At 50.4% G+C, this 22012-nt stretch carries 19 protein-coding genes; 15 read left to right on the top strand and 4 right to left on the bottom strand.

Annotation, left to right across the window (positions count from 1 at the left end; all coding sequences use genetic code 11):
• The 5 genes from AQR02_RS12965 to AQR02_RS12945 all read left to right on the top strand — a co-directional run.
• On the top strand, positions 1-849 hold an 849-nt coding region (locus AQR02_RS12965), incomplete at its 5' end, for an MFS transporter (protein WP_245237381.1).
• Between the two features lie 90 nt (positions 850-939).
• On the top strand, positions 940-1665 hold the full coding sequence (locus AQR02_RS12960) for a phosphonate ABC transporter ATP-binding protein (protein ID WP_054940856.1): 726 nt from the start codon (positions 940-942) through the stop codon (positions 1663-1665).
• Between the two features lie 82 nt (positions 1666-1747).
• Positions 1748-2986 (top strand): hypothetical protein, encoded by a 1239-nt coding sequence (locus AQR02_RS12955; RefSeq protein ID WP_054940855.1) that lies wholly within the window; start codon positions 1748-1750, stop codon positions 2984-2986.
• Positions 2979-3677 carry a response regulator transcription factor gene (locus AQR02_RS12950; RefSeq protein ID WP_054940854.1) on the top strand — a complete coding sequence of 233 codons (699 nt, stop codon included), beginning with the start codon at positions 2979-2981 and terminating at the stop codon, positions 3675-3677. Before AQR02_RS12955 ends, AQR02_RS12950 begins: the two co-directional genes overlap by 8 nt.
• The gene (locus tag AQR02_RS12945; protein WP_054940853.1) at positions 3674-5104 is read left to right on the top strand and encodes a sensor histidine kinase; all 1431 of its coding nucleotides are present in this window, start codon (positions 3674-3676) and stop codon (positions 5102-5104) included. The genes AQR02_RS12950 and AQR02_RS12945 overlap by 4 nt, the downstream gene beginning before the upstream one ends.
• A gap of 111 nt (positions 5105-5215) precedes the next feature.
• Here the strand turns inward: AQR02_RS12945 and AQR02_RS12940 are convergent, their stop codons facing one another.
• Positions 5216-6442 (bottom strand): glucose-1-phosphate adenylyltransferase, encoded by a 1227-nt coding sequence (locus tag AQR02_RS12940; protein ID WP_054940852.1) that lies wholly within the window; start codon positions 6440-6442, stop codon positions 5216-5218.
• 217 nt (positions 6443-6659) lie between these two features.
• Here AQR02_RS12940 and glgB point away from each other — a divergent pair, with 217 nt between their 5' ends.
• The 4 genes from glgB (at position 6660) to AQR02_RS12920 (ending at position 11082) form a co-directional block, all read left to right on the top strand.
• Positions 6660-8588: a 1,4-alpha-glucan branching protein GlgB gene (gene glgB, locus AQR02_RS12935; RefSeq protein ID WP_054940851.1), complete on the top strand. Its 1929-nt coding sequence runs from the start codon at positions 6660-6662 to the stop codon at positions 8586-8588.
• 30 nt (positions 8589-8618) lie between these two features.
• Complete coding sequence (gene glgA, locus AQR02_RS12930; RefSeq protein ID WP_054940850.1) at positions 8619-10043, top strand: glycogen synthase GlgA; 1425 nt, start codon at positions 8619-8621, stop codon at positions 10041-10043.
• 117 nt (positions 10044-10160) lie between these two features.
• Positions 10161-10523 carry a hypothetical protein gene (locus tag AQR02_RS12925; protein WP_054940849.1) on the top strand — a complete coding sequence of 121 codons (363 nt, stop codon included), beginning with the start codon at positions 10161-10163 and terminating at the stop codon, positions 10521-10523.
• A 148-nt stretch (positions 10524-10671) separates the two neighbouring features.
• Positions 10672-11082 (top strand): GNAT family N-acetyltransferase, encoded by a 411-nt coding sequence (locus AQR02_RS12920; RefSeq protein ID WP_054940848.1) that lies wholly within the window; start codon positions 10672-10674, stop codon positions 11080-11082.
• Positions 11083-11209: 127 nt separating this feature from the next.
• Here the strand turns inward: AQR02_RS12920 and AQR02_RS12915 are convergent, their stop codons facing one another.
• Positions 11210-12967: an alpha-glycosidase gene (locus tag AQR02_RS12915; RefSeq protein ID WP_054940847.1), complete on the bottom strand. Its 1758-nt coding sequence runs from the start codon at positions 12965-12967 to the stop codon at positions 11210-11212.
• A 521-nt stretch (positions 12968-13488) separates the two neighbouring features.
• On the opposite strand from AQR02_RS12915, the gene AQR02_RS12910 reads away from it, so the two are divergent.
• The 4 genes from AQR02_RS12910 (at position 13489) to AQR02_RS12895 (ending at position 17465) form a co-directional block, all read left to right on the top strand.
• Complete coding sequence (locus tag AQR02_RS12910; protein WP_054940846.1) at positions 13489-14304, top strand: transporter substrate-binding domain-containing protein; 816 nt, start codon at positions 13489-13491, stop codon at positions 14302-14304.
• A 144-nt stretch (positions 14305-14448) separates the two neighbouring features.
• Complete coding sequence (locus AQR02_RS12905) at positions 14449-15108, top strand: amino acid ABC transporter permease (RefSeq protein ID WP_054940845.1); 660 nt, start codon at positions 14449-14451, stop codon at positions 15106-15108.
• Positions 15095-15817 (top strand): amino acid ABC transporter ATP-binding protein, encoded by a 723-nt coding sequence (locus AQR02_RS12900; RefSeq protein WP_054940844.1) that lies wholly within the window; start codon positions 15095-15097, stop codon positions 15815-15817. The genes AQR02_RS12905 and AQR02_RS12900 overlap by 14 nt, the downstream gene beginning before the upstream one ends.
• 118 nt (positions 15818-15935) lie before the next feature.
• Positions 15936-17465, top strand: coding sequence for a Ppx/GppA phosphatase family protein (locus AQR02_RS12895; RefSeq protein WP_054940843.1), 1530 nt, complete (start codon positions 15936-15938; stop codon positions 17463-17465).
• On the opposite strand, the gene ppk1 is transcribed toward AQR02_RS12895, so the two are convergent.
• On the bottom strand, positions 17413-19527 hold the full coding sequence (ppk1, locus tag AQR02_RS12890; RefSeq protein WP_054940842.1) for a polyphosphate kinase 1: 2115 nt from the start codon (positions 19525-19527) through the stop codon (positions 17413-17415). The genes AQR02_RS12895 and ppk1 overlap by 53 nt on opposite strands.
• A gap of 364 nt (positions 19528-19891) precedes the next feature.
• Here ppk1 and AQR02_RS12885 point away from each other — a divergent pair, with 364 nt between their 5' ends.
• Positions 19892-20563, top strand: a complete 672-nt coding sequence (locus tag AQR02_RS12885; protein ID WP_054940841.1) for a 3D domain-containing protein — start codon at positions 19892-19894, stop codon at positions 20561-20563.
• A 72-nt stretch (positions 20564-20635) separates the two neighbouring features.
• On the opposite strand, the gene AQR02_RS12880 is transcribed toward AQR02_RS12885, so the two are convergent.
• Entirely contained in the window at positions 20636-21514 is an 879-nt protein-coding gene (locus AQR02_RS12880; protein WP_054940840.1) for a polysaccharide deacetylase family protein, read from the bottom strand.
• Between the two features lie 198 nt (positions 21515-21712).
• Between AQR02_RS12880 and AQR02_RS34170 the strand changes: the two genes are divergently transcribed.
• On the top strand, positions 21713-22012 hold a 300-nt coding region (locus tag AQR02_RS34170; RefSeq protein ID WP_483414278.1), incomplete at its 3' end, for an oxidoreductase.

Raw genomic sequence — 22012 nt, 5'->3', positions numbered from 1 at the left:
CTGCTCGTCGGCATCGGCGACTCCGCCATCAATTATGCCGCTCAGCTCTGGGTATTGCTTATGACACCCGCAGAGCACAGGGGCCGTAATCTCTCGCTTTACGGGATGTCCTACGGCCTGGGCTTCAGCCTCGGGCCGCTTGGCATAAGCCTGCTGCGGTTTGGCCAGGCAGCGCCTTTTCTGATCCTTGCCGGTTTGTTTGTGCTCGTACTGCTGCTGGTTCTGCTCAAGCTGCCTGACTCCCTTCCGGATAAAGTGGAGCATGGCGAAGGCCAGGCCAGACGGTTTGGACGGAGCTACCGGTTAGCCTGGTATGCACTGATTCCGGCACTGCTATACGGCTATATGGAGGCGAGCCTGAACAGTAATTTCCCGGTGTATGGGCTGCGTACAGGCTTCAGCACGGATCAGATCGCTGCGCTGCTGCCGTTCGCAGGCATTGGCGGCCTGGTACTTCAGCTGCCGCTTGGACTGTGGAGTGACCGGTACGGGCGGAAGAAAATACTGATTTTTGCCGGTGTGGCCGGCGGGCTGGCCTTTACGCTGCTGCCGCTTGCAGGAGATCATTTTCTGCTGACCTTGCTGCTGCTAATGGTGGCCGGGGGGCTTGTCGGTTCCTTTTTCTCGCTGGGACTTAGCTATGCAGCAGATATTCTGCCGCGTAATCTGCTGCCCGCTGCCAATGTGGTCTCTTCGTTTCATTATAGTGTAGGCAGTATTATCGGTCCGGGTCTGGGCGGCCTGCTGCTTGAGTTCGGCTGGGGCGGCGGTGTGTTCGCGCTGCTTGGCGGTTTCTATATATTGTTCGGCTTAGCGGGGTTATTATTCTCGCCACGGCAGCTGAATTGAGGTAAGATAAGAACGGATGTCCGCATGGAAATTGATCCCGCTTTCAGAGTACACTATAGATTAGAGATGAAGACAGGGAGAGGCTGAACTATGATCACAGTTGAACATTTAGCCAAAGCAGTCGGGGAGGATAAACTTCCTGTTCTGCGGGATATTAGCTTTCAATTAGAACCGGGTGAACTGGTTGTGCTGCTGGGGGCCAGCGGAAGCGGCAAGTCGACGCTGCTGCGCTGCCTGGCGCTGCGCGAGAAATGGGACAAGGGGAACTTTAAAGTAGACGGGGTTAACGTTCGGGGAAATATGTTCACCGGCAGACGGAAGATCCGCCGCGAGTGGGCGTATCTGGAGCAGAATGCGGAGCTGAATCCGAACCGCACTGCACTGAAGAATGTTTTGATCGGCCAGTCCTCGCAGACTCCGCTATGGCGGATGGTCACGGGGATGGTCCGCTCGGATGATTATATGGGCGCGATGGACGAGCTCGATTTGCTCGGGCTGCTTGATAAAGCTAAAATGAAGACCAGCCAGCTCAGCGGCGGTGAGCGCCAGCGGGTGGCAATTGCCCGTGCGCTTGTACATGGAGCGAAGGTGATTCTGGCTGATGAACCGGTAACCGGTCTTGACCCGAAGACAGCGGAAAGTGTTCTGGAGACCTTGCGCAAGCTGTGCAAAGAAACGGGGCTTACGGTAGTGACCGTGCTGCCGCTGGAGCTGGCGGAACGGTATGCCACACGTTTATGGGTGCTGGAAGACGGCAAAATTAAACATGATGTCAAAGGACGCCGTCTGACTTCGCAGGAACGTATCCATCTGTAGCTTATTTGAGCCACGAAACAAGGAAAGAGTGATGAAGTTGAATATACGTGTTCTTAGGCGTCTGGCGGCGGTAGCTCTTTCCATGTCCTTACTGTCGGGCTGTACCTTCATCAGCGATCCTGTTTCGAAGATGAAGTCGCCGGAGCTCTCTGCCGACAAAGCTTCGCTGATGATGGCCATTAAATCACAGATGCCGGCCAGCGCATCGCTGATCCGTCCGGCGGGAGATGAGGACAGCTCCATTTTTACGGAGGATCTCGATAAGGATGGAATGATGGAGACCCTGGTTTTTTACTTAACCGAGAACGAGTCTGTCCTGATCCATGGCATGATTCTGGAGAAAGTAGAGGATGGCTGGGTGAAGAAGCTCGTCTTTGACGGTGACGGCACGCAGCTGGAATCGGTGGATCTGAAGGATGTAACCGGTGACGGGAAGCTGGACATTATCACCGGCTATTCACGCGGCGATGAGAAGGGGGTAGTGGTGTATACCTATTCCGGCGGTGAGCTGGAGGAACGGCTTGCACAGCCCTATACCAAATACATGATTGATGACCTGAATGAGGACGGGATTTCCGATATTACGGTCGTGTACTTCAAACGCAATGAAGTGGACAAAATCACCACCTATCAGTTTAATGACGGCTTCAAGGTGCTTGATCAGCTCGATAACCTGGACCCTTATTTTAATAATTATTACAATATTGTCTCAGGAAAAGTAGCAGAGAATAAAGAAGGTATAGTACTGGATGCAGCGGTGGATTCCCGCTCGGCTTATACTACCATGGTTGTTATGGAGAATAACAAGCTGCGCGTGGTGATACCGGGGGATGCCCGTACCTTTAAAGACAGAAAAATTATCAGTGAAGACATGGACGGGGACGGCATTATTGAGATCGGATTGCTGGAGCCGCCGAAAGGCTGGGAATATTTTGACCCGGAGACAATCCCTTATTTCACTTCCTATTACAAATGGGACGGCAAGGACGGGCTGACCTTTACGGCGCAGAAATACCGTGATCCGTCGGACCGTTTCGTAATTGATTTCTTGCCGGAGTGGCACGAGAGGATTACGGTCGATACGAAGTCTGTCCAGGATAAGTCCCTGAAGTTTATTCTGTCGGATACGGGGGAGACGGTTGTAGAGGTATCTTTCTTCACACAGATGGAATGGGACCGCGTCAAGAATAGCGGATGGAAAGTTCTGGGGCGCGATATGGATAAGGTAATCGGCTACCGGGGAGAACTGGTGCAGAGCACGGGCGGGAGCGACAGCGATAAAATAACCGCTCCAATCGAAAGGAAGGGAATCGATGAGTAAAGTACTTATTCTGGAGGATGAAGAATCTATCCGCAGTTTTATTGTTATTAATCTTAAACGCAACGGGTTTGAAGTGCTGGAGGCGGCTGACGGCAACGAAGCGCTGCATAAGCTGACTACGGTACCCGATATCGATATCGCGCTGCTGGATGTTATGGTTCCGGGTATCGACGGCTTTGAGGTATGCAGGCGTATCCGGGAAACCAACGAGCGGCTTGGAATTATCTTTTTGACGGCAAAGGTGCAGGAACAGGATAAGGTCTACGCGCTCTCCGTAGGAGCAGATGACCATGTCAGCAAACCGTTCAGTCCGACAGAGCTGATTGCCCGTATTCAATCGCTGCTGCGCCGGGTTAATGTGCATCGTGAGCAGTCGGCGAAGGTGTCCTTCCATTCCGGTCCGTTTACACTTGATCTGATTTCTAAGCAGTTTAAACGCGGCGGGGAAGCCATCGAATTGACACCGACTGAATTTTCACTGGTACAATTTTTCCTGGAGAAAGAAAACACGCCGCTCAGCCGCGATTCCTTGCTGGATCATGTCTGGGGTAAGGAATACATGGGGGATCCCAAAATTGTGGATGTGAACATCCGCCGGCTGCGCCAAAAAATCGAAAATAATCCGTCGGAACCCGAATACCTGCAGACTGTATGGGGGCACGGCTATAAATGGAAGGGTCAAGGACAATGATCAAGAAGGGGATGCGCAGACAGATTGTACTGCACTATATTCTGGTAGTCTTTGTGGCGCTTCTCCTCGTTGAGGTTATCTTCCTGCTGGCAATCCGGACGTATTATTACGACAGCGTGTACAGTAAGATTACGACCCACATCAGCACGGCGGAAGAATTCCTGAAATATGAAATTTCGGGTGAGCGGTCGCCCAATCAGCTGCAAAAAGTGCTCGATTTCTTCAGCATGGACTATACAGAGCTGGAAGTCCTGTCAACCAGCGGGGATATCCTTACCAGTTCAACAGGCTTTCAGCCTGACCGTACCATTACTACCAGTGACGTACCTGAAGCAGTAGGCGGCAGTATCGGCCGGTGGGTAGGCAGACAAGCGGGAACGAATGAAAGTGTAATGGCGGTCTCCAAGTTGATTCAGGTCAGCAGCCGCGACAAGTATGTCATCAGATATCTCACCTCGATGGAGCGGATCGATAAAGATTTGCTGAACCTTACACTGGCATCCATCGGCATCGGTGCGGCGGTAATGGTGATTGTAGTCCTGTTCAGCTTCGGCCTGGCCAATTCGATCGTTAAACCGCTGAATAATATTACCGCGGTTTCGGCCCAAATGGCGAAGGGGAGGTTCACCGCCCGCATCAAAGGTAACTATAGATATGAAATCGGCGATTTAGCTTCTACCTTGAACTATATGGCGGATGAGATTATCCGCAGCAATCAGATCAAGGACGATTTTATCTCCTCGATTTCGCATGAGCTGCGGACACCGCTCACCAGCATCAAGGGCTGGAGTGAGACGCTGATTTCGGGCGGCTACGATCCTGAAGAGACTAAGCTGGGTATGGGGATTATCTCCAAGGAAAGTGACCGTCTTATCGGACTCGTTGAAGAGATTCTGGACTTCTCGAAGCTGCAGCAGAATGAAATGAAGCTCTCCATCGTTCTGATGGACATTAAGGTAGTGCTGCAGGAAACGATCCTGAACATATGGGCCAAAGCGGAGAAGAAGCGGATTCACCTGGTGCTGGAGTGTGAGGACACGATCTACATCAAAGGGGATCCTAACCGGTTGAAGCAGGTATTCCTCAATCTTGTCGATAATGCCGTGAAATTTTCTCCGGAGGATTCCAGTATCGTCCTGTCCGCCCAGCGCCTGTCAGCCAGTGAAATGGCAGTAATCGTGCGGGACAGCGGAATCGGCATCAGCGAAGCGCATCTCTCCAGGGTGCGTGACCGGTTTTTCCAGGTCGATGCGCTGAATGGAGGGACCGGCCTCGGGCTTGCGATATCCCAGCAGATTGTGGAGCTTCATAACGGTAAGCTGGAAATGGACAGTGAGCTTGGCAAAGGTACGCAGGTGACAGTCATTCTGCCGCTCACCGAGGAGCGTCCGGCAGCACCGGCTCTTCCGGAGGATGTCTACGAATAACTAGAGCGTCTGCTCCTGAATCTAAGATATAGCTAAAAGGGCTGAATTACCGGTCGGCAAGACCGGTAATTCAGCCCTTTTATTAATTGATTATGCTGAGGAAGAAGAGGCTTAAGAAGGAAGCCCTTCAGCCCGGAGTCTGCCGGTCTTCTCATAGACCTCTTGCAGCAGACGGGAAGGCTGTGTACGGATGACGGGTTTGGCGGCTACAATCTCATTAGGGCCGACAACGACGATATTGTCGCTGCTTCCTTTGATGACTGCTCCGTCCTTAATGACCGCACCTTCGCCGATGATCGCATTCTCAATGAGGACGCCGCGCCCGATGCGGACATTCGGCATTACAATGCTGTGATGAATCCGGCTAAGCTTGCCGATTTCTACACCCCCGAAGATCACTGAGCGCTGCAGGCTGCCTTCGAGCAGGCAAGATTCGTTCACTAAGCAATCCTCTGCTTTAATCTGTACGCGCGGTTTAACAGCCGCAGGTTTGTTACGGCGGGCCCGGCTGTACATCGGCCACTGGGCATTATCCAGCTTAAAGCTGTTGTCATTCTCCTGCAGAAGGTCCATATGAGCTTCCCAGAGGCTGTCAACGGTGCCGACATCTCTCCAGTAGCCTTTGAAGCGGTAAGCAAACAATTGATCATTGCCGCCAAGCATCGTCGGAATAACGTCTTTACCGAAATCATGGCTGGAGGCCGGATTAGCGGCATCGCGCAGCAAATGCTCCTTCAGGTAAGCCCACTCGAACAAGTAAATTCCCATCGAAGCAAGATTGCTTTGCGGCACTTTCGGTTTTTCCGCAAACTCGGAAATTTGGAGCTCTTCGTTAACATTCATCACACCGAAGCGGCTGGCTTCATCCCAAGGGACCTCCATGACTGAAATGGTTGCCTTAGCGGATTTGCCGATGTGATAATCGAGCATTTTGCGATAATCCATATGATAAATATGATCAGCTGAAAGAATCAGCACATGTTCCGGATTATGGCTGTCAATAAATTCAATGTTCTTATAGATGGCATCTGCTGTCCCCGTATAAGTGTCACGGCCTTCTACTCCGGAAGGCAGCAGCTTTACTCCCTGATCCGGTTTTGAGTGGAGCCCCCATGGCTCACCTGATCCGATATGCTGATGCAAGGAGTTCGCTTCGTACTGTGTCAGTACGCCAACGGTATCTATCTTGGAATTCACGCAATTGCTGAGGGGAAAGTCAATGATTCTATACTGTCCTCCGAAAGGGACTGCGGGTTTTGCCATAGTGGAAGTTAAGGGGGCCAATCTCCGGCCTTCCCCGCCTGCCAGCAGCATGGCGACACATTCTTTTTTACTCATTTGTTATCCCTCCCATTTTTTTGTCAATGCTTGTAATATAAACTCACTACAAGCGCTTGAAACGACATAGGTGAAATATATTGCTGTGCAGCAGGAAAAATTACAGAATAATTTTCTTTATTCAGAGAAACCCTGTTTTTGCCTTATAAATCATTTTCAAACGCCCGACATTCGGGTAATGTTATAGGTGCATCCTATACAATAAGGTGGTGATGATTTGCCTGACATACTTAAGACAGTAAACCTCCCGTCATCTGATGATATTTACCTGTTCCATGAGGGCACGAATTATCGCAGCTATACGATGCTGGGCGCGCACATTGCCGCTGAAGAAGGAATGACGGGCGTACGCTTTACCGTGTGGGCTCCTCATGCGACATATGTAGGACTGGCTGGTAATCATAACGGCTGGGATGGAACGCAGGACGTGGACTCGTTATATAAGATACCCGATTCAGGATTTTGGAGTCGTTTTTTTCCGGGAATAGAGCCGGGAACTTTTTACAAATACAGGATTGTACCCGCTGAAGGTGCAAGCTTTTTGAAGGCAGATCCTTACGCGTTTAAGGCAGAGGTGCGGCCGGCCACGGCTTCCGTTGTTGCGGATATCAGCGGCTATAGCTGGGGCGATAATCAATGGAAGCGGAAGAACAAAGCTCCATACAACGGGCCGATGAACATTTATGAGATGCATTTCGGCACCTGGAAGCAGAAGGAGGACGGGGAATTCTATACCTACCGTGAGATGAGCGATCTGCTGATCCCATATCTGATGGAGATGAATTATACCCATGTGGAATTTATGCCGCTCGCTGAACATCCTTATGATTTATCATGGGGATATCAGGGAACGGGATATTTCGCTGCAACCAGCCGTTATGGAGAGCCGCAGGACCTGATGTATCTCATTGATCATCTTCACCAGGCCGGTATCGGGGTTATTCTGGACTGGGTTCCGGCGCATTTTGCCAAAGATGCACATGGCCTCAGAATGTTTGACGGAACTCCGCTGTATGAATATGCTGATCCTATGCTGGCCGAGAAGCCGGGCTGGGGGACCTTGTCCTTTGATTTCAGCAAGCCGGAGATTGCCTCTTTCCTGATCTCAAATGCACTGTTCTGGTTCGATGTTTATCACATTGACGGAATGCGCGTAGATGCGGTGACAAGCATGCTCCGTCTCGATTTTGAGAAGCAGGACCACCAATACCGGCGCAACCGGAACGGGGGGCTCGAGAATCTGGAGGCGATCAGTTTCATTCAGCAGCTGAACAAGACGATTTTTCATTATTATCCAAAAGCGCTGATGATGGCTGAGGAATCCAGCGCCTGGCCGGGCGTTACTGCGCCTGCACATGAAGGCGGCCTGGGATTCAATTACAAATGGAATATGGGCTGGATGAATGACACACTGGGTTACATAGAACATGATTTCGGGGCCCGGCCCTATCATCATAATTTGTTGACCTTTCCCATCTGCTACGCCTATTCCGAGAACTATGCGCTGCCGCTGTCTCATGATGAAGTCGTACACGGCAAGAAATCACTGTTAGACAAAATGCCCGGATCCTACGAGCAAAAGTTTGCCGGACTCAGGGTGCTGCTGGGTTATCACATCTCCCATCCCGGCAAGAGGCTGCTGTTTATGGGTGGTGAGTTTGGACAGTTTATCGAGTGGAAGGATCAGGAGCAGCTCGATTGGCTGCTGCTGGATTACGAAAGCCACCGCCGGATGCTTGCTTTTACAGCTGCACTTAACAAACTCTACGTGACGGAGAAGGCGCTGTGGGAGCTGGATCATGATATGGAGGGCTACCAGTGGATTGATGCAGACGACAATGGCCAAAGTGTGGTTTCCTTTATCCGCAGAGGCAAGAAGCCTGTGGACACGTTGCTTATCATTATTAATTTTCAGCCGGTGGAAAGGCGTGATTACCGGATCGGCGTTCCGCGGCCGGGTACGTATGAAGAAATATTCAGCTCGGAGAACATCGGATTTGGGGGTTCCGGGATTCACAATGAGCCGATGAAGAGCACCAAGAAAGAATGGCATAACCAGCTGAACAGCCTGGAGCTGACGCTTCCGCCGCTTAGTTTTCTGGTCCTGAAGAAGGCGGGACGCAAGTCCAGAGCAGGTTTGGAATAGAGAATTCGTACAACGAAGGGGGAAATTGGAATGAAAGTTTTATTTGCCGCCGCCGAAGCCCATCCGTTTATCAAAACGGGAGGTCTGGCCGATGTCATTGGAGCTTTACCCAAGGCGCTGAAGGGTGCAGGAGTGGATGTACGGGTGATTTTGCCTAAATATAAAGGGATTCCGGAGCAATTCCGCTCGCAGATGGAGCCTGTGGCTGTACTCGATGTGCCTGTCGGCTGGCGCAATCAATATTGCGGCATTGAACAGATCGTCTATGAAGGCATTCCTGTTTATTTCGTCGATAATGAATATTACTTTGGCCGGGATGGCATCTACGGATATATGGATGACGGTGAACGGTTTGCCTTCTTTAACCGCGCGGTGCTGGAGTGCCTGCCGAGTATTAATTTCCAGCCCGATGTGCTGCACTGCCATGACTGGCATGCTGCCGTTGTTCCGCTGCTGCTGAAGGCGCACTACCGCCATATTCCTTTCTACAGCAACATGCGCACGGTTTTCACTATTCACAACCTGCTGTATCAGGGCGTTTTCCCGTATTCGGTGCTGGGCGAGCTGCTCGGTCTGGACAGCAGTTATTTTACCAGCGTAGAGTATTACGGCAACGTGAATTACATGAAGGGCGGCATCGTCCACAGCGATCATGTCACGACGGTCAGCCCGACGTATGCGGATGAGATCCGCACAGCTTATTACGGGTATGGGTTGGATGGGCTCCTGAATTCCCGTGCAGACAGCCTGAGCGGAATCGTAAACGGCATTGATACCAAAAGCTATAATCCGAATACGGACAGCAAAATCTTTACACGCTACCGCTCGAATCTGACTAAGAAAGCCGAGAACAAGCTGGGGCTGCAGCAGGAACTGGGTCTGCCGGTGGCGCCCTACATCCCGATGGTGGCGATGGTTACACGTCTGGTCGATTCGAAAGGGCTGGATCTGCTGACACGGGTACTCGATGAGCTGCTGTATTATGACGATATCCAGTTTGTGCTGCTTGGCACGGGTGACGAATCCTATGAGCGCTGGTTCCGCGAGGCGGCATGGCGTTATCCGACCAAGCTGTCCTCCCAGATTTTGTTCAATGACGCGTTATCCCGTAAAATCTATGCGGCAAGCGATATTTTCCTGATGCCATCCAAGTTTGAGCCTTGCGGCATTAGTCAGCTGCTGGCCTTGCGGTATGGAAGTATTCCGGTCGTGCGCGAAACCGGCGGGCTTAACGACACGGTACATGCCTATGAGGAGGAGACGGGCGAGGGCAACGGCTTCACCTTTAAGGATTACAATGCCCACGATATGATGTTCACCCTGCGCCGGGCCGTATCCTACTACCACAAACCTGAGCACTGGAAAAAGGTTACGAAAAACGCCTTCGCCGGTGACTACAGCTGGAGCGTTTCCGCACAGCAGTACATCGACATCTACGATAACATTATGGAATAGCTTATAATAAATAACGAGCACACCTCGAAAAGCAGAAGAACACACCGCCAGGTTCAAATCTTAGCAGTGTGTTCTTTTTTTGCAAATCAGCAGAATCTAAGAAAGGATAGTACCCGCATGGAAAATGTATCACAAGCTAATCAATTGGAATCCATTGAATCCTTACAATCGACAATCCGTAAACTGGAAAATGCTTTGTCCCAGATGACTCAAAATGGAGCCAATACTACCCTCGTAAAGAAGCGCCTTAAAGCTGTTTCTATCGGTTTAGCCGTGCTTGAAAACGTTTGGAACCAAAGCCCCTATGACTACACACCGGAAGATTTAGCAGCAGCCAGCAAGGTGATTACCGGTTTATTTCCATCCATTCAAACCAGTTATGCCAAGTCCAAGGCGGGCAGTCCCCAAAGAACCCTTTTAGAGCGAAGAATGAAAGCCTTGAAACTGGCTGTCCAGGCGATTGACGATCTTACAACATAGACCTTGAAAACAAAGCTGCAGACTGCATGCTCCCGTTTGACTAAGATGCAGTAGAGTTTAATTAAAGATGTTATTTATTGCCGATGCTTAATAAAGTTCTGTTAGAATGGCATTAGATTTTTTAATGTGGCATAAAGGAGGAATAAAGTTGAAGATCGTCTTTGCAACGGACTCAGACTATGAATACATACGAAACCGTGACCATCATATTTCGGAGAGCTTAATATTGTCAAAAATAAAGGGAAATGAGATATACATTCTGCGAAATCAGGATGAAAGTAATATCGGATGGATGAGGTATGGATACTTCTGGGACAACACCCCGTTTATGAACATGATTTGGGTCGATGAACACTATCGAGACAAGGGGGCAGGAAAGCAAGCTGTTCTCTTCTGGGAAGAACAAATGAAACAAAAGGGCTTCAATCTGATTATGACATCCACTCAGGCTGATGAAGGAGCCCAGCATTTTTATAGAAAACTAGGCTACAAAGATGCAGGATGCTTAATACTTGATACACAACCATTGGAAATACTTCTCACCAAAAACTTAGACTAACGGGCGGTATTATTCCATATGAGTTAATATACTGACGGGCAACGTGAGCCAGACAAAACCAAAGGCAGTCTAGAACTGTATTCCAGTTCAAGCCTGCCTTTGGTTTTTTGTATTAAAGTTACATGCTTTAAATCGAAGGCTGCTCCAGAATACGGCACAGAATCCGGTAACCATACGGATCAAGCGAGATATTCATTATTCCATCTTCGGGAGCTACCGGGTCACCGGTCAGCGCATCCTGCCAGTCGTCGGTCTCCATCGGGTGGCTGAGGATGCGGGGAACGGGGGAATTGTTCATCCAGACCGTGAAATGGATGATTTCATCCGCCCGCTCATAGACGATGCACGGATCATGCTCGCAGGCCTGGAGGATGCGGAAGCGGCCTTCGCGCAGCGCCTTGTTTTCCTTGCGCAGTGCGATCATCATGCGGTAGAAATCATACAGCTCCCGGTCCTGCTTCTCTTCATCCCATTCCATGCATTTGCGGCAGTCGGGGTCCTCATTGCCCGTGAGCCCGATCTCATCGCCATAGTAAATGCAAGGTGTCCCCATAAAGGTGAACAGGAAGACGACGGCGAGCTTCAGCCTGCGTTTATCCTCCCCGACAACCGTCAGAAGACGCGGGGTGTCATGGCTGCCCAGCAGATTAAAGACAACCTCGTTCGTCTGCTGCGGATAGCGCATCAGTAAGCTTCCGATCCGGTGTCCGAAGGTAATGCCGTCCATGCCCCCGTTGAAGAATTCCAGCACCGTGCCGGAGAACGGGTAGTTCATGACCGAATCAAACTGGTCACCGAGCAGCCAGGTCAGGGAATCACTCCACACCTCGCCGACGATATAAGCATCCGGGTTCGCAGCCTTAACAACCTTGCGGAAGTCTCGCCAGAAATGGTGATCGACCTCATTGGCAACATCCAGCCGCCAGCCGTCGACCTTGATCTCCTTGATCCAATATTCGGCCACCTCAAGCAGATAGGTTTTGACCTCATGGTTGGCGGTGTTGAACTTCGGCATATTGCCAAAAAAGCCGAAAGTGTCATAGGTAGGAATACCGTCGACAACCTCAGCGGGGAAGGAGTTCATATGGAACCAGTCTTTGTACACAGAATATTCACCCTTCTCCAGCACGTCCTGAAAAGGCGGGAACTTGTCACTGCAGTGATTAAACACGGCGTCAAGCATCACCCGGATACCCCGTCTGTGGCATTCCTCAACAACGCGCTTCAGGAGCTCATTATCGCCGAAGTGGGGGTCCACTTTTTTATAGTCCACAATGTCATATTTATGGTTGGAAGGGGAGACGAACAGCGGAGTGAAATAAACAGCGTTGATGCCAAGCTCCTGCAGATCATCCAGATGATCCAGCACACCCTGCAGATCTCCGCCAAAAAAATTATCCAGCTTCGGCGTTCCGCCCCAAGCCTCGGTTCCTTCCGGATCATTGCCGGGATCGCCGTTGGCGAAGCGCTCGGTCATAATCTGATAAAACACCGCATCCTTGGCCCATTTGGGCACCTGAAACAGGTCGATTTGGTGTATGTAGGGAAACTCGTAGAAGTGATTGGGCGGCTGCGGACACTCCGAGCGGATGCCATTGTCAAGGAGATATACATCCTCCGGGCCTTTGCTGACACGGAAAGTGTAGCTGAGACGTTTATATTTAGGCCGGACCGCGCATTCCCAGTAGTCAAACTTATCGTCGGATGCGGCCTTTTCCATCATAATTTCATAAAAGGTATGTTTCCAGTCATACTTGTCTCCGGTGAGGGCTGTAACACAGTCCACATCGTCCCTTTTGGTGCGTACACGCAGATGTATAGTTTTTGTATCGTAGGCGTAAGCCCACTTGTCACGGGGTACATGGTACATAGCTTCCAAAAGCATGAGAGCACCTCCTAAAAGTTTTGTGAGCTAATCCTCCTGAGACACATCGTACAAAACTTGCTTCGAAAGCATAAACTTAAGTTTTGTGAGCTAATCCTCCTGAGACACATCGTACAAAACTGCTTCGTAAGCATAGACCTTAAGTTTTGTGAGCTAATCCTCCTGAGAAGTCGTATAAAATGGCTTTGTGAGCATATATCTATGCTTTGTGAGTGAATTCACCTGAGCCACACCGTAATAAACTGTTTCGTAAGCATTAGGTAATTAATACCACAGGAATGGAGCCCATGAACCAGTCCGGGTTATTTCGGAAGCAACTGGAGATGATACCTAGTATATACCTCTTGCCTTAACATGTGCAAAACAGGGCAGGCATTAGCTGCTGAAATCACCATGCCTTACCTTCAAATGAACTAGTCTTGTCACAAAAATGTCTTTGCATATTCATGCGCAGTGATTTATAATAAATCGGTCAATGGGACAACTTAGAGAATTTAAGAGAGAATAGGGGAGATATACAGATGAACAAATGGGGTAAACTTTCTTTAGGAATGCTGCTTGCGGTAGGACTGATGACCGGCTGTGGCAACAACAATGATAATGCTGCATCAACGGACACTAATGCCGGTAATACCGGTACAACCGCCAAAACGCTGACACTGGGTACAAGTGCAGATTTCCCGCCTTATGAATTCCATAAAGTGATTGACGGCAAAGACACCATTGTAGGCTTCGACATCGACATTGCCAAGGATATCGCTGCGGATATGGGCGCTGAGCTGGTAATCAAGGATCTGGCTTTCGATTCCCTTTTAAATGAGCTGTCCAGCGGTAGAGTAGATATGGTGATCTCCGGCCTGAGCCCGACTGAAGAACGCAAAAAGGCAGTCGATCTGTCCGACATCTACTATAAAGCGGAGCAAGCAGTAGTTGTGCGTGAAGCCGACAAAGATAAATTTGCTACAATGGATTCCCTGAAGGGTGCCAAGATCGGTGTTCAGACCGGTTCGATCCAGGAAGATATTGCCAAAGGCATTGAAGGCGCACAGCTGACTTCGCTCGGCAAAATTTCCGAAATCGTGCTGCAGCTGAATTCCAACCGTGTGGATGCTTCCATTATGGAAGGGCCGGTTGCCAAATCCTTCGTGAAGAATGTAAAGGGCCTTGTCATTACGGATGCTAAGCCTGAAGTGGAAGATGATGGTTATGTGATCGGCGTGAAGAAAGGCAACACGGAGCTGCTTAACCAAGTAAATACTACCTTGACCCGCCTCAATTCTGAAGGCAAGATCGAAGAATATGTAGCGGCGGCAAGCGAGCTTGCCGAGAGCGAATAAGCTTTTTAGTCTGACACAACCTGTGATGCAGAGTTTTTCTGCGGCCTCACTTGCTGCAGAGTAATGCTCTTTAAGTAGAAAATAGCGATAATTCGCTGTTTTCTATTTTTTTGAAAATTGAAGAACAGGAGGTTTTGCCAAGAGATGAATATTTTTGATATGGCTTATGAATACCGCAATTTTTTCGTTGCCGGACTTAAGTATACATTGCTGCTGGCGGTGCTAGGCGTGTTCTTCGGCTTTGTGCTGGGGATTATTGTCTCACTGCTGCGCATGTCCAAATGGAGAGTCCTGCGGTTTATCGCTACCGCCTGGGTTGAATTTTTGCGCGGAACGCCGATGCTGGTGCAGTTGTTCTTGATTCACTACGGCTTGACAGAATTGGGGCTGGAGTTTACGCCGATCCAGTCGGGGGCGATTACCCTGACGATTAACAGCTCGGCTTATCTGGCGGAAATCTTCCGTGCCGGTATCCAGGGAGTTGACCGCGGCCAGGTAGAGGCGGCTCGCTCACTCGGTATGAAGCAGTGGATGACGATGCGCTATATCGTGCTTCCGCAGGCGCTGAAGAATGTGCTCCCGGCGATCGGGAATGAATTTATTACGATAATCAAAGAATCTTCCATCGTTTCCATGATCGGGGTAGCGGATCTGTTCTTCCAGGCAAAGACCATTACAACGATTACGTATGAGGGTCTGACCCCGTATGTCATCATTGCTCTAATGTATTTTATACTGACCTTTACACTATCCAAGCTACTCGGCATATTAGAAAGGAGGCTGAATACGGATGATCGCCGTTAACAACCTGCAAAAGCATTTTGGCAAGCTGGAGATCCTCAAAGGAATCGATCTGGAGATCAAAAAAGGCGAGGTTGTAGTCGTCATAGGACCCAGCGGTTCGGGTAAAAGCACCTTCTTGCGCTGTCTGAACCTGCTGGAGCAGCCTACGGGCGGCGAAATTACCTTTGAAGGCCAATCTATTACGGATAAGAAGCATGATATCAATCAGACCCGTGAAAAAATGGGTATGGTCTTCCAGCAGTTCAACCTGTTCCCGCATATGTCCGTCCTGCAGAATATTATGCTCGCCCCGCTGAAAGTGAAAAAGCAGCAAACGTCCGAAGCGGAGAAAATCGCCGTTGAACTCCTACGTACCGTTGGTCTTGAGGATAAACGCGATGCTTACCCTGCACAGCTGTCCGGCGGACAGAAGCAGCGGATCGCGATTGCCCGGGCGCTGGCGATGCAGCCGCATGTGATGCTGTTCGATGAGCCTACCTCTGCACTCGACCCGGAAATGGTCGGCGAGGTGCTCGAGGTAATGAAGAAGCTGGCTGAGCAAGGCATGACGATGGTCATTGTAACTCATGAAATGGGCTTTGCCCGTGAGGTCGGCGACCGCATCCTGTTTATGGACGGCGGATACATTGTCGAGCAGGGTACACCGGCAGAAGTATTCGGCAATCCGAAGCATGCCCGCACCCAGGATTTCTTGAGCAAAGTGCTATAAAAATGCGAAAACGGCCCCGGAATACACTCCGGAAGCCGTTTTTTTCTTTTGGCTGGGGCAATAATGGGTGATATAGTATATAAAATGGCCAATCAACTTGAAAAGGAGTACATACCAGATGAGAGATGATCTTTGCCGGATTGGCATAATTGATATTGGCTCCAACTCTATACGGCTTGTAATCTATGATACGACACCAGAAGGCGGCTACAAAATTATCAAGGAGTGCAAATACTCTGCTCGTCTGAGTGAGAAGATTACAAAAGAGGGCAGGCTGGAGCGGAAGGACATGAATACGATCATTCCGGTCCTGTGCCAGTTCAAGGAAATCTGCAGCGCTTTTGGAGTGGAGAAGATCCGTGCCGGAGCCACAGCCGCGATCCGCAACGCAGCCAACTCCTCCGAGATTATAGACTATTTATCGGCCGAATCCTCGATTACCATCGAAGTCATCAGCGGTTATCAGGAGGCTTATTTCGGATTCCTCGGCGTAATCAATTCTTCAGACGTTCAGGACGGGTTCGTCATCGACATTGGCGGGGGAAGTACAGAGGTTACCTTGTTCCGCGGACGCCGTTATCAGCACAGCATTTCCTTTCCGTTCGGTGCGGTCAATACGAATCTGATGTTCAGCCACAGCGGGAACTGGAACGCGGAGCAGGTGAAGAAGCTTCAGGCCTATGTAACCGGCAGGCTGGTTGAGCATGACTGGCTGGGTACCGGGGCAGGTCTCCCCTTGTATGGCCTTGGCGGGACGCTTCGTTCACTCGGCAAGCTCGATCAGAAGAACCGGGATTATTCACTGCCGAATTCGCACGGCTATATTTTATCCGGTGAGACCATCGCCCGGTTTATGGAGACGCTCCCAGCTATACCTTATGAGAAGCGCAAAGAGCTGGACGGTCTATCCAAAAGCCGTGCGGATATTATCATCTCCGGGCTGATTATTTTCCATACCGTGTATCAATATATCGGAGCGAAAGAAGCGCTGATCAGCGGGGAGGGCCTGCGCGAGGGCATGCTGCATGATCTCCTGAGACCTGAACAGCCTGTGCGTGACAGTGCGCTGGAATTCAGTCTGGACACGATTATCCGCTTTGACATCCATACCTCTAAGCAGCATTTAGACCATATCTATAAGCTTGCACTCCGCTTGTTTCATGCTTTTGAAGGGGGAGGGGACAGGAGCGAGCAGGAAATGCTGATTTATGTCTCTGTGATGCTGCACCGTACAGGCTCCAACATCAACTACTATCAGTCCAAGCGGCATACCCGCTACTGGCTGATGAACTCGCCGATCCGCGGACTGACCCACCGCCAGCTGATTCTGAGCGCATTGATCGCATCCTACAGCACAAAAAGCCGGAAGCAGAAATTGTCCCAGACACATAAGGACATTTTGCTGGCTTCCGACGAAGAGCTGATTCATAAGCTTGGTACACTTGTGCAGCTGAGCATCGCGCTGGACAGTACCGAAATCGGCATCATCCGCGACCTCACAGTCCAGCTGCACGGCAACACACTTGATTTAGAGCTGCATGGCACCTCGACAGTCCTGATAGGGCTCGAGGACATTGAGAATGCCCTGAAGGCGTTCAGGAATGCTTGGGCGGTGAAGGTAAAACTCGGTTACCTTTCCAACGGCTAACATCCATAGCGGCGAACTGGCTCCGGAAAGGGGCCTTTTTGTCGTCTGGACGTTCATAATATCCGTTTGGCTGGAGGAAGCTGGCTTTTACATTGTCTTTAAGCGTCAGTTCGAGAATCTTCACAATCTGTCCCCGGATGCCGGTATCCTTCACAGGGCACATCAGTTCAATCCGCCGGGTCAGATTGCGGGTCATCCAGTCTGCGCTGGACAGGTAAACCTCCGGCTTGCCGCCGTTCTCAAAGTAATAGATCCGGGAATGCTCCAGGAAGCGGTCAACGATGCTCCGCACTCTAATCCGCTCACTGAGGCCCTCAATCCCCGGCCGCAGGCAGCAGACGCCGCGTACGATCAGGTCGATGGACACACCAGCCTGGGCAGCACTGTACAGGCTGTCAATGACCTCCTGATTGGACAGGGAGTTCATCTTGGCGATAATCCGCGCCGGTCTGCCGGCTGCAGCATGCTCCGCTTCGCGCAGAATCAGCTTTTGCAGCGACAGGCTCATATTGGTCGGCGCTACGATGAAGGCATTCCAGTCGAAGTTGGCAGAATAGCCGGTCATCTGGTTGAACAGCTCGGAAGCATCCAAACCAATCTCATTGTTCGCGGTGAACAGACTGAGATCGGTATAAGCCTTGGCTGTACTGTCGTTGTAGTTGCCGGTTCCGACATGCACGTAACGGCGCAGCTCGTTGCCTTCCTGGCGGACGATCAGGGTTACTTTGGCATGGGTTTTGAGGCCGACCAGACCATAAACAACGTGGCAGCCGGATTGCTCGAGCTTGCGTGCCCAGGCGATGTTCCGTTCTTCATCAAACCGGGCTTTCAGCTCGACAACTACAGTGACCTGCTTGCCGGATTCAGCAGCATGGGCCAGGGCAGCGATCAGCGGCGAGTTGCCGCTTACCCGGTAGAGCGTCATTTTGATGGCCATGACATGCTCATCCTCGGAGGCTTGGGTGATGAAGTCAGTCATCGCATCAAAGGATTCATACGGATGGTAGACAAGCACATCGCGGTCGCTGAGTACCTCGAAGAAGTCCTCATTCTCATCGAATTCGGCCGGATACTGCGGTTCAATCGGAGCATCGAACAAATAATTGAACCCTTTTAGACTGTTTGCAAATCCGCGCAGGAAGCCGAGATCAAGCGGCCCCTCAATTTCAAAGACGAAATCCTCCAGCTCGAATTCGGCCTGCAGCTGCTCCAGTGCATAGGGATGAATTCCCTTTTGCACTTCAAGCCGGGCAGGGACGCCGCGGCGGCGTTTACGCAGCTCTTTTTCAATCTCCTCCAGCAGGTCTTCTGCGCCTTCCTCATCAATTGTCAGGTCGGAATTCCGCGTTAAGCGGAATTCACTGACAGCAACCGGCTCGTAACCGCTGAACAGGGTCTGGATATGATGGCGGATTACATCCTCAATAAAGACGAACTGCCGCTTTTTACTGTTGGAGCGGTGGGGCAGCGGAATGCATCTTGGCAGATTAGAAGGGATTTGCAGGATCGCAAAATAAGGCTCCTCCTCCTGGCTGTTCTTGCGGGTAAGCACCACTGCCAGATAGATGAACTGGCTGTGCACCAGCGGAAAAGGACGGCTCTGGTCAACGGCCATCGGTGTCAGTACCGGGAAAATAATGTCGCGGTAATACTCTTCAATGGACTGCTCCTGGGCATGGGTCAGGTCTTCATAATTGACGAAAACGATACCTTCTTTATGCAAATGCCGGGAGAGGTCGCGGAAGGTTCGGTATTGATCGGCAATAATTCTGGTGACCCGTTTAACCAGACGTTTGTACAGTCCGGAAGGAGTAAAGCCGGTAAAATCCTTTTTGGTATAGCCCGCTCTGATCTGATCCTGGATTCCGGCGACGCGGACACTGATGAACTCATCAAGATTGCTGGACACGATCGCAAGAAACTTAGCCCGTTCCATGAGCGGATTATCCGGGTCCTGAGCTTCTGCCAGTACGCGGCGGTTGAATTCGATCCAGCTCAGATCCCGGTTAAGATAAGCGATAGCAGGGCTGGTGTAGTTGTTTTTTTTCTCATCTGTATTCACGTTCGTAGACCCTCCAAGTGTGCCTCAATGTCTAATTTAGCGGATAACATCCCAGAAGGACGGCAAAACCGTTTCTTCTTGTCATATTCTATCATTCTACTATTTGCCAAAGCGAGAAATGTTAAATCTGTGTAAAATTTTCGCTTAATTGAGCCGCATAATCTTAATATTTTATGAAATGTACGGTTTTTATGAACGTTATGTAATCTTTGTATCCTCTAAAAAAGCGGGAATCAGCGTATTAATAACAGATTGGTAACATTTTCTTAGGCATAGGTTACAAAATTGTGATATATTCATACCTGTGTTAACAAAACTCTGCACTTTAGATGCCAGCATAAAGAAGGCTATGAAGGAGGAACATATGAAAATCAGATTCAGCGCCATAACCGCATTTGCTGCGGCCATCGGGATCAGTGCGTTGCTGCAGGCAGCACCCGCCCAGGCTGATAGCGTACATACCGCAGGAGCAGGTACAACCTATTATACTCTATCCAATTATTATGGCATAAGCATGGACAAAATTATGAACGCTAACCCGGGGGTTTCCGCCACAAATATTTATCCGGGTCTAAACCTGACCATCCCCGGCATCACTTCACCGAAATTGGTTGCCCAAGCAAGCACAGTCTCTAAACCTTCCATTATCACAGCAGCAGGGTTGACCGTGGAAGCGGCAACAAATACAGTCCAGGCTTGGGGTAAGGAATTCAGCTATGATAAAGTGCTGCAGGTCAAAGCCTCCGCTTATTCTTCTGCAGCCAGCGAAAACGGAGGATGGGGTGCCGTCGATTATTTCGGCAAACCGCTGAAGCTCGGCACCATTGCCGTTGATCCCAGCGTGATCCCGCTCGGCACCAAAGTACTGGTAACCGGACATTCACATCCGGGTCTGCCAAAGCAGGCGTTTCTTGCCACTGCTACAGATATGGGAAGCGCAATTAAAGGAAACCGGATTGATATCTTTATCCCCGGCAGCCAGAGCTCGGTGGCGGAGTTTGGATTCCAATACGTGAATCTGTATATTATTGAATAAGCCGCTGAACTGCCTGCGGACTCAGAAACGGATACCTTCCTGATGGGAGGGTATCCGTTTTTTTGGTATCCGCTATTTATTCTTAGAAAGCTGCAGCATTTGAGGAACGGTAACGAAGGTATACCCTCTTTTACGCATAATGGTGATCACTTCCGGAAGCGCTTGGATCGTGCCCTGCAGATTGCTTCCCCGGCCGCCTCCGCCGTGCTGCAGGATAATTGCCCCTTTGCCAGCATGCGCTACAATATTATTCCTGACCTGCGCTTTGGGCAGGCTCCTCCAGTCCAGTGAATCTACATTCCAGTTCACCAGCTTATACCCGTGGGCTTTGGCCCATTTCAGCTGGGATTCACTGATATCCCCGTAAGGCGGCCGTATCAGTCTTGGCTTATACCCAGCCAGGGCTGAAATGATATTTTCCGTGCGGATAATCTGGGTACGGAATTCATTCATGCCTATTTTTCCGAACTCGGGATGGTTATAGGAATGATTGCCGATTACATGCCCCTCCCGGACGATCCGGGCTACGAGCACAGGATGTTTCTCCGCCCGGCTACCGACAACGAAAAAGGTGGCTTTTACATGATATTTCCGGAGGACATCCAGTAATTGAGGGGTAAACCGCGGATCCGGCACATCGTCAAAGGTCAGCGCGATCATTCTGTTCCGCGGTCCTTGGGTCAGGATCGTTTCCGGGTATTTCTTCAGCAGCTGGGTAAGTGTCAGGCTTTTATTCCGTTTATTCCGCCGTGCTGCAGCTTGAGAGGAGGCGTTTGCCGGCATAGTCTGCGGGTTGTCTTCTTCCACTGCCTGCTGCTGTTCATATTCTGATGTCTCCTGAATTTGAGGTATGCTGGCTGAAGCAGGTCCCGGGTAAGCCGCAGGGCTGAACAGAATAAAGAACAGTCCGGCAAGAATATAGAGTTTCCGGTTTTTTAAGAGATGCTCCATTGCAGGTTCGCCTCCTTATTGCAGCTTCAGGCCACTTTTTACTTTGCTTTTCTTGTTATCTCCAAGGCACGGGGGATTTATGCCGGATTTCCTCTCTGACAGGTAAAGATTTAACGCTGCAGAAAAGTTGTGTATACTTGATTAATCGGGAGATAGCCCGGCAGCCCCATCGAGAAAAGTGAAGGAAGGGAACGGAAAATGTCAGATTTATTTAGTCCATATGAATTAAAGGCGTTGGTCCTGAAAAACCGGGTAGTAATGCCGCCGATGTGCCAGTATGCGGTGGAAAGCCAGGACGGCACGCCGAATGACTGGCATTTCGTGCATTATGTCAGCCGGGCGGTAGGCGGCGCAGGCTTTATTATTGTGGAGATGAGCGGCGTGCATTCGGATGGCCGGATCACTAATAAGGATACCGGGATTTGGAGCGATGAGCAGATCGGGGCCTACCGTAAAATTACAGATGCCGTACATTCCTACGGTGCCAAAGTAGCAATC

Source organism: Paenibacillus ihuae (genome assembly GCF_001368795.1).
GTDB classification, from domain to species: Bacteria; Bacillota; Bacilli; order Paenibacillales; family Paenibacillaceae; genus Paenibacillus_AQ; species Paenibacillus_AQ ihuae.
This window is presented reverse-complemented; position numbering and strand designations above follow the sequence as displayed.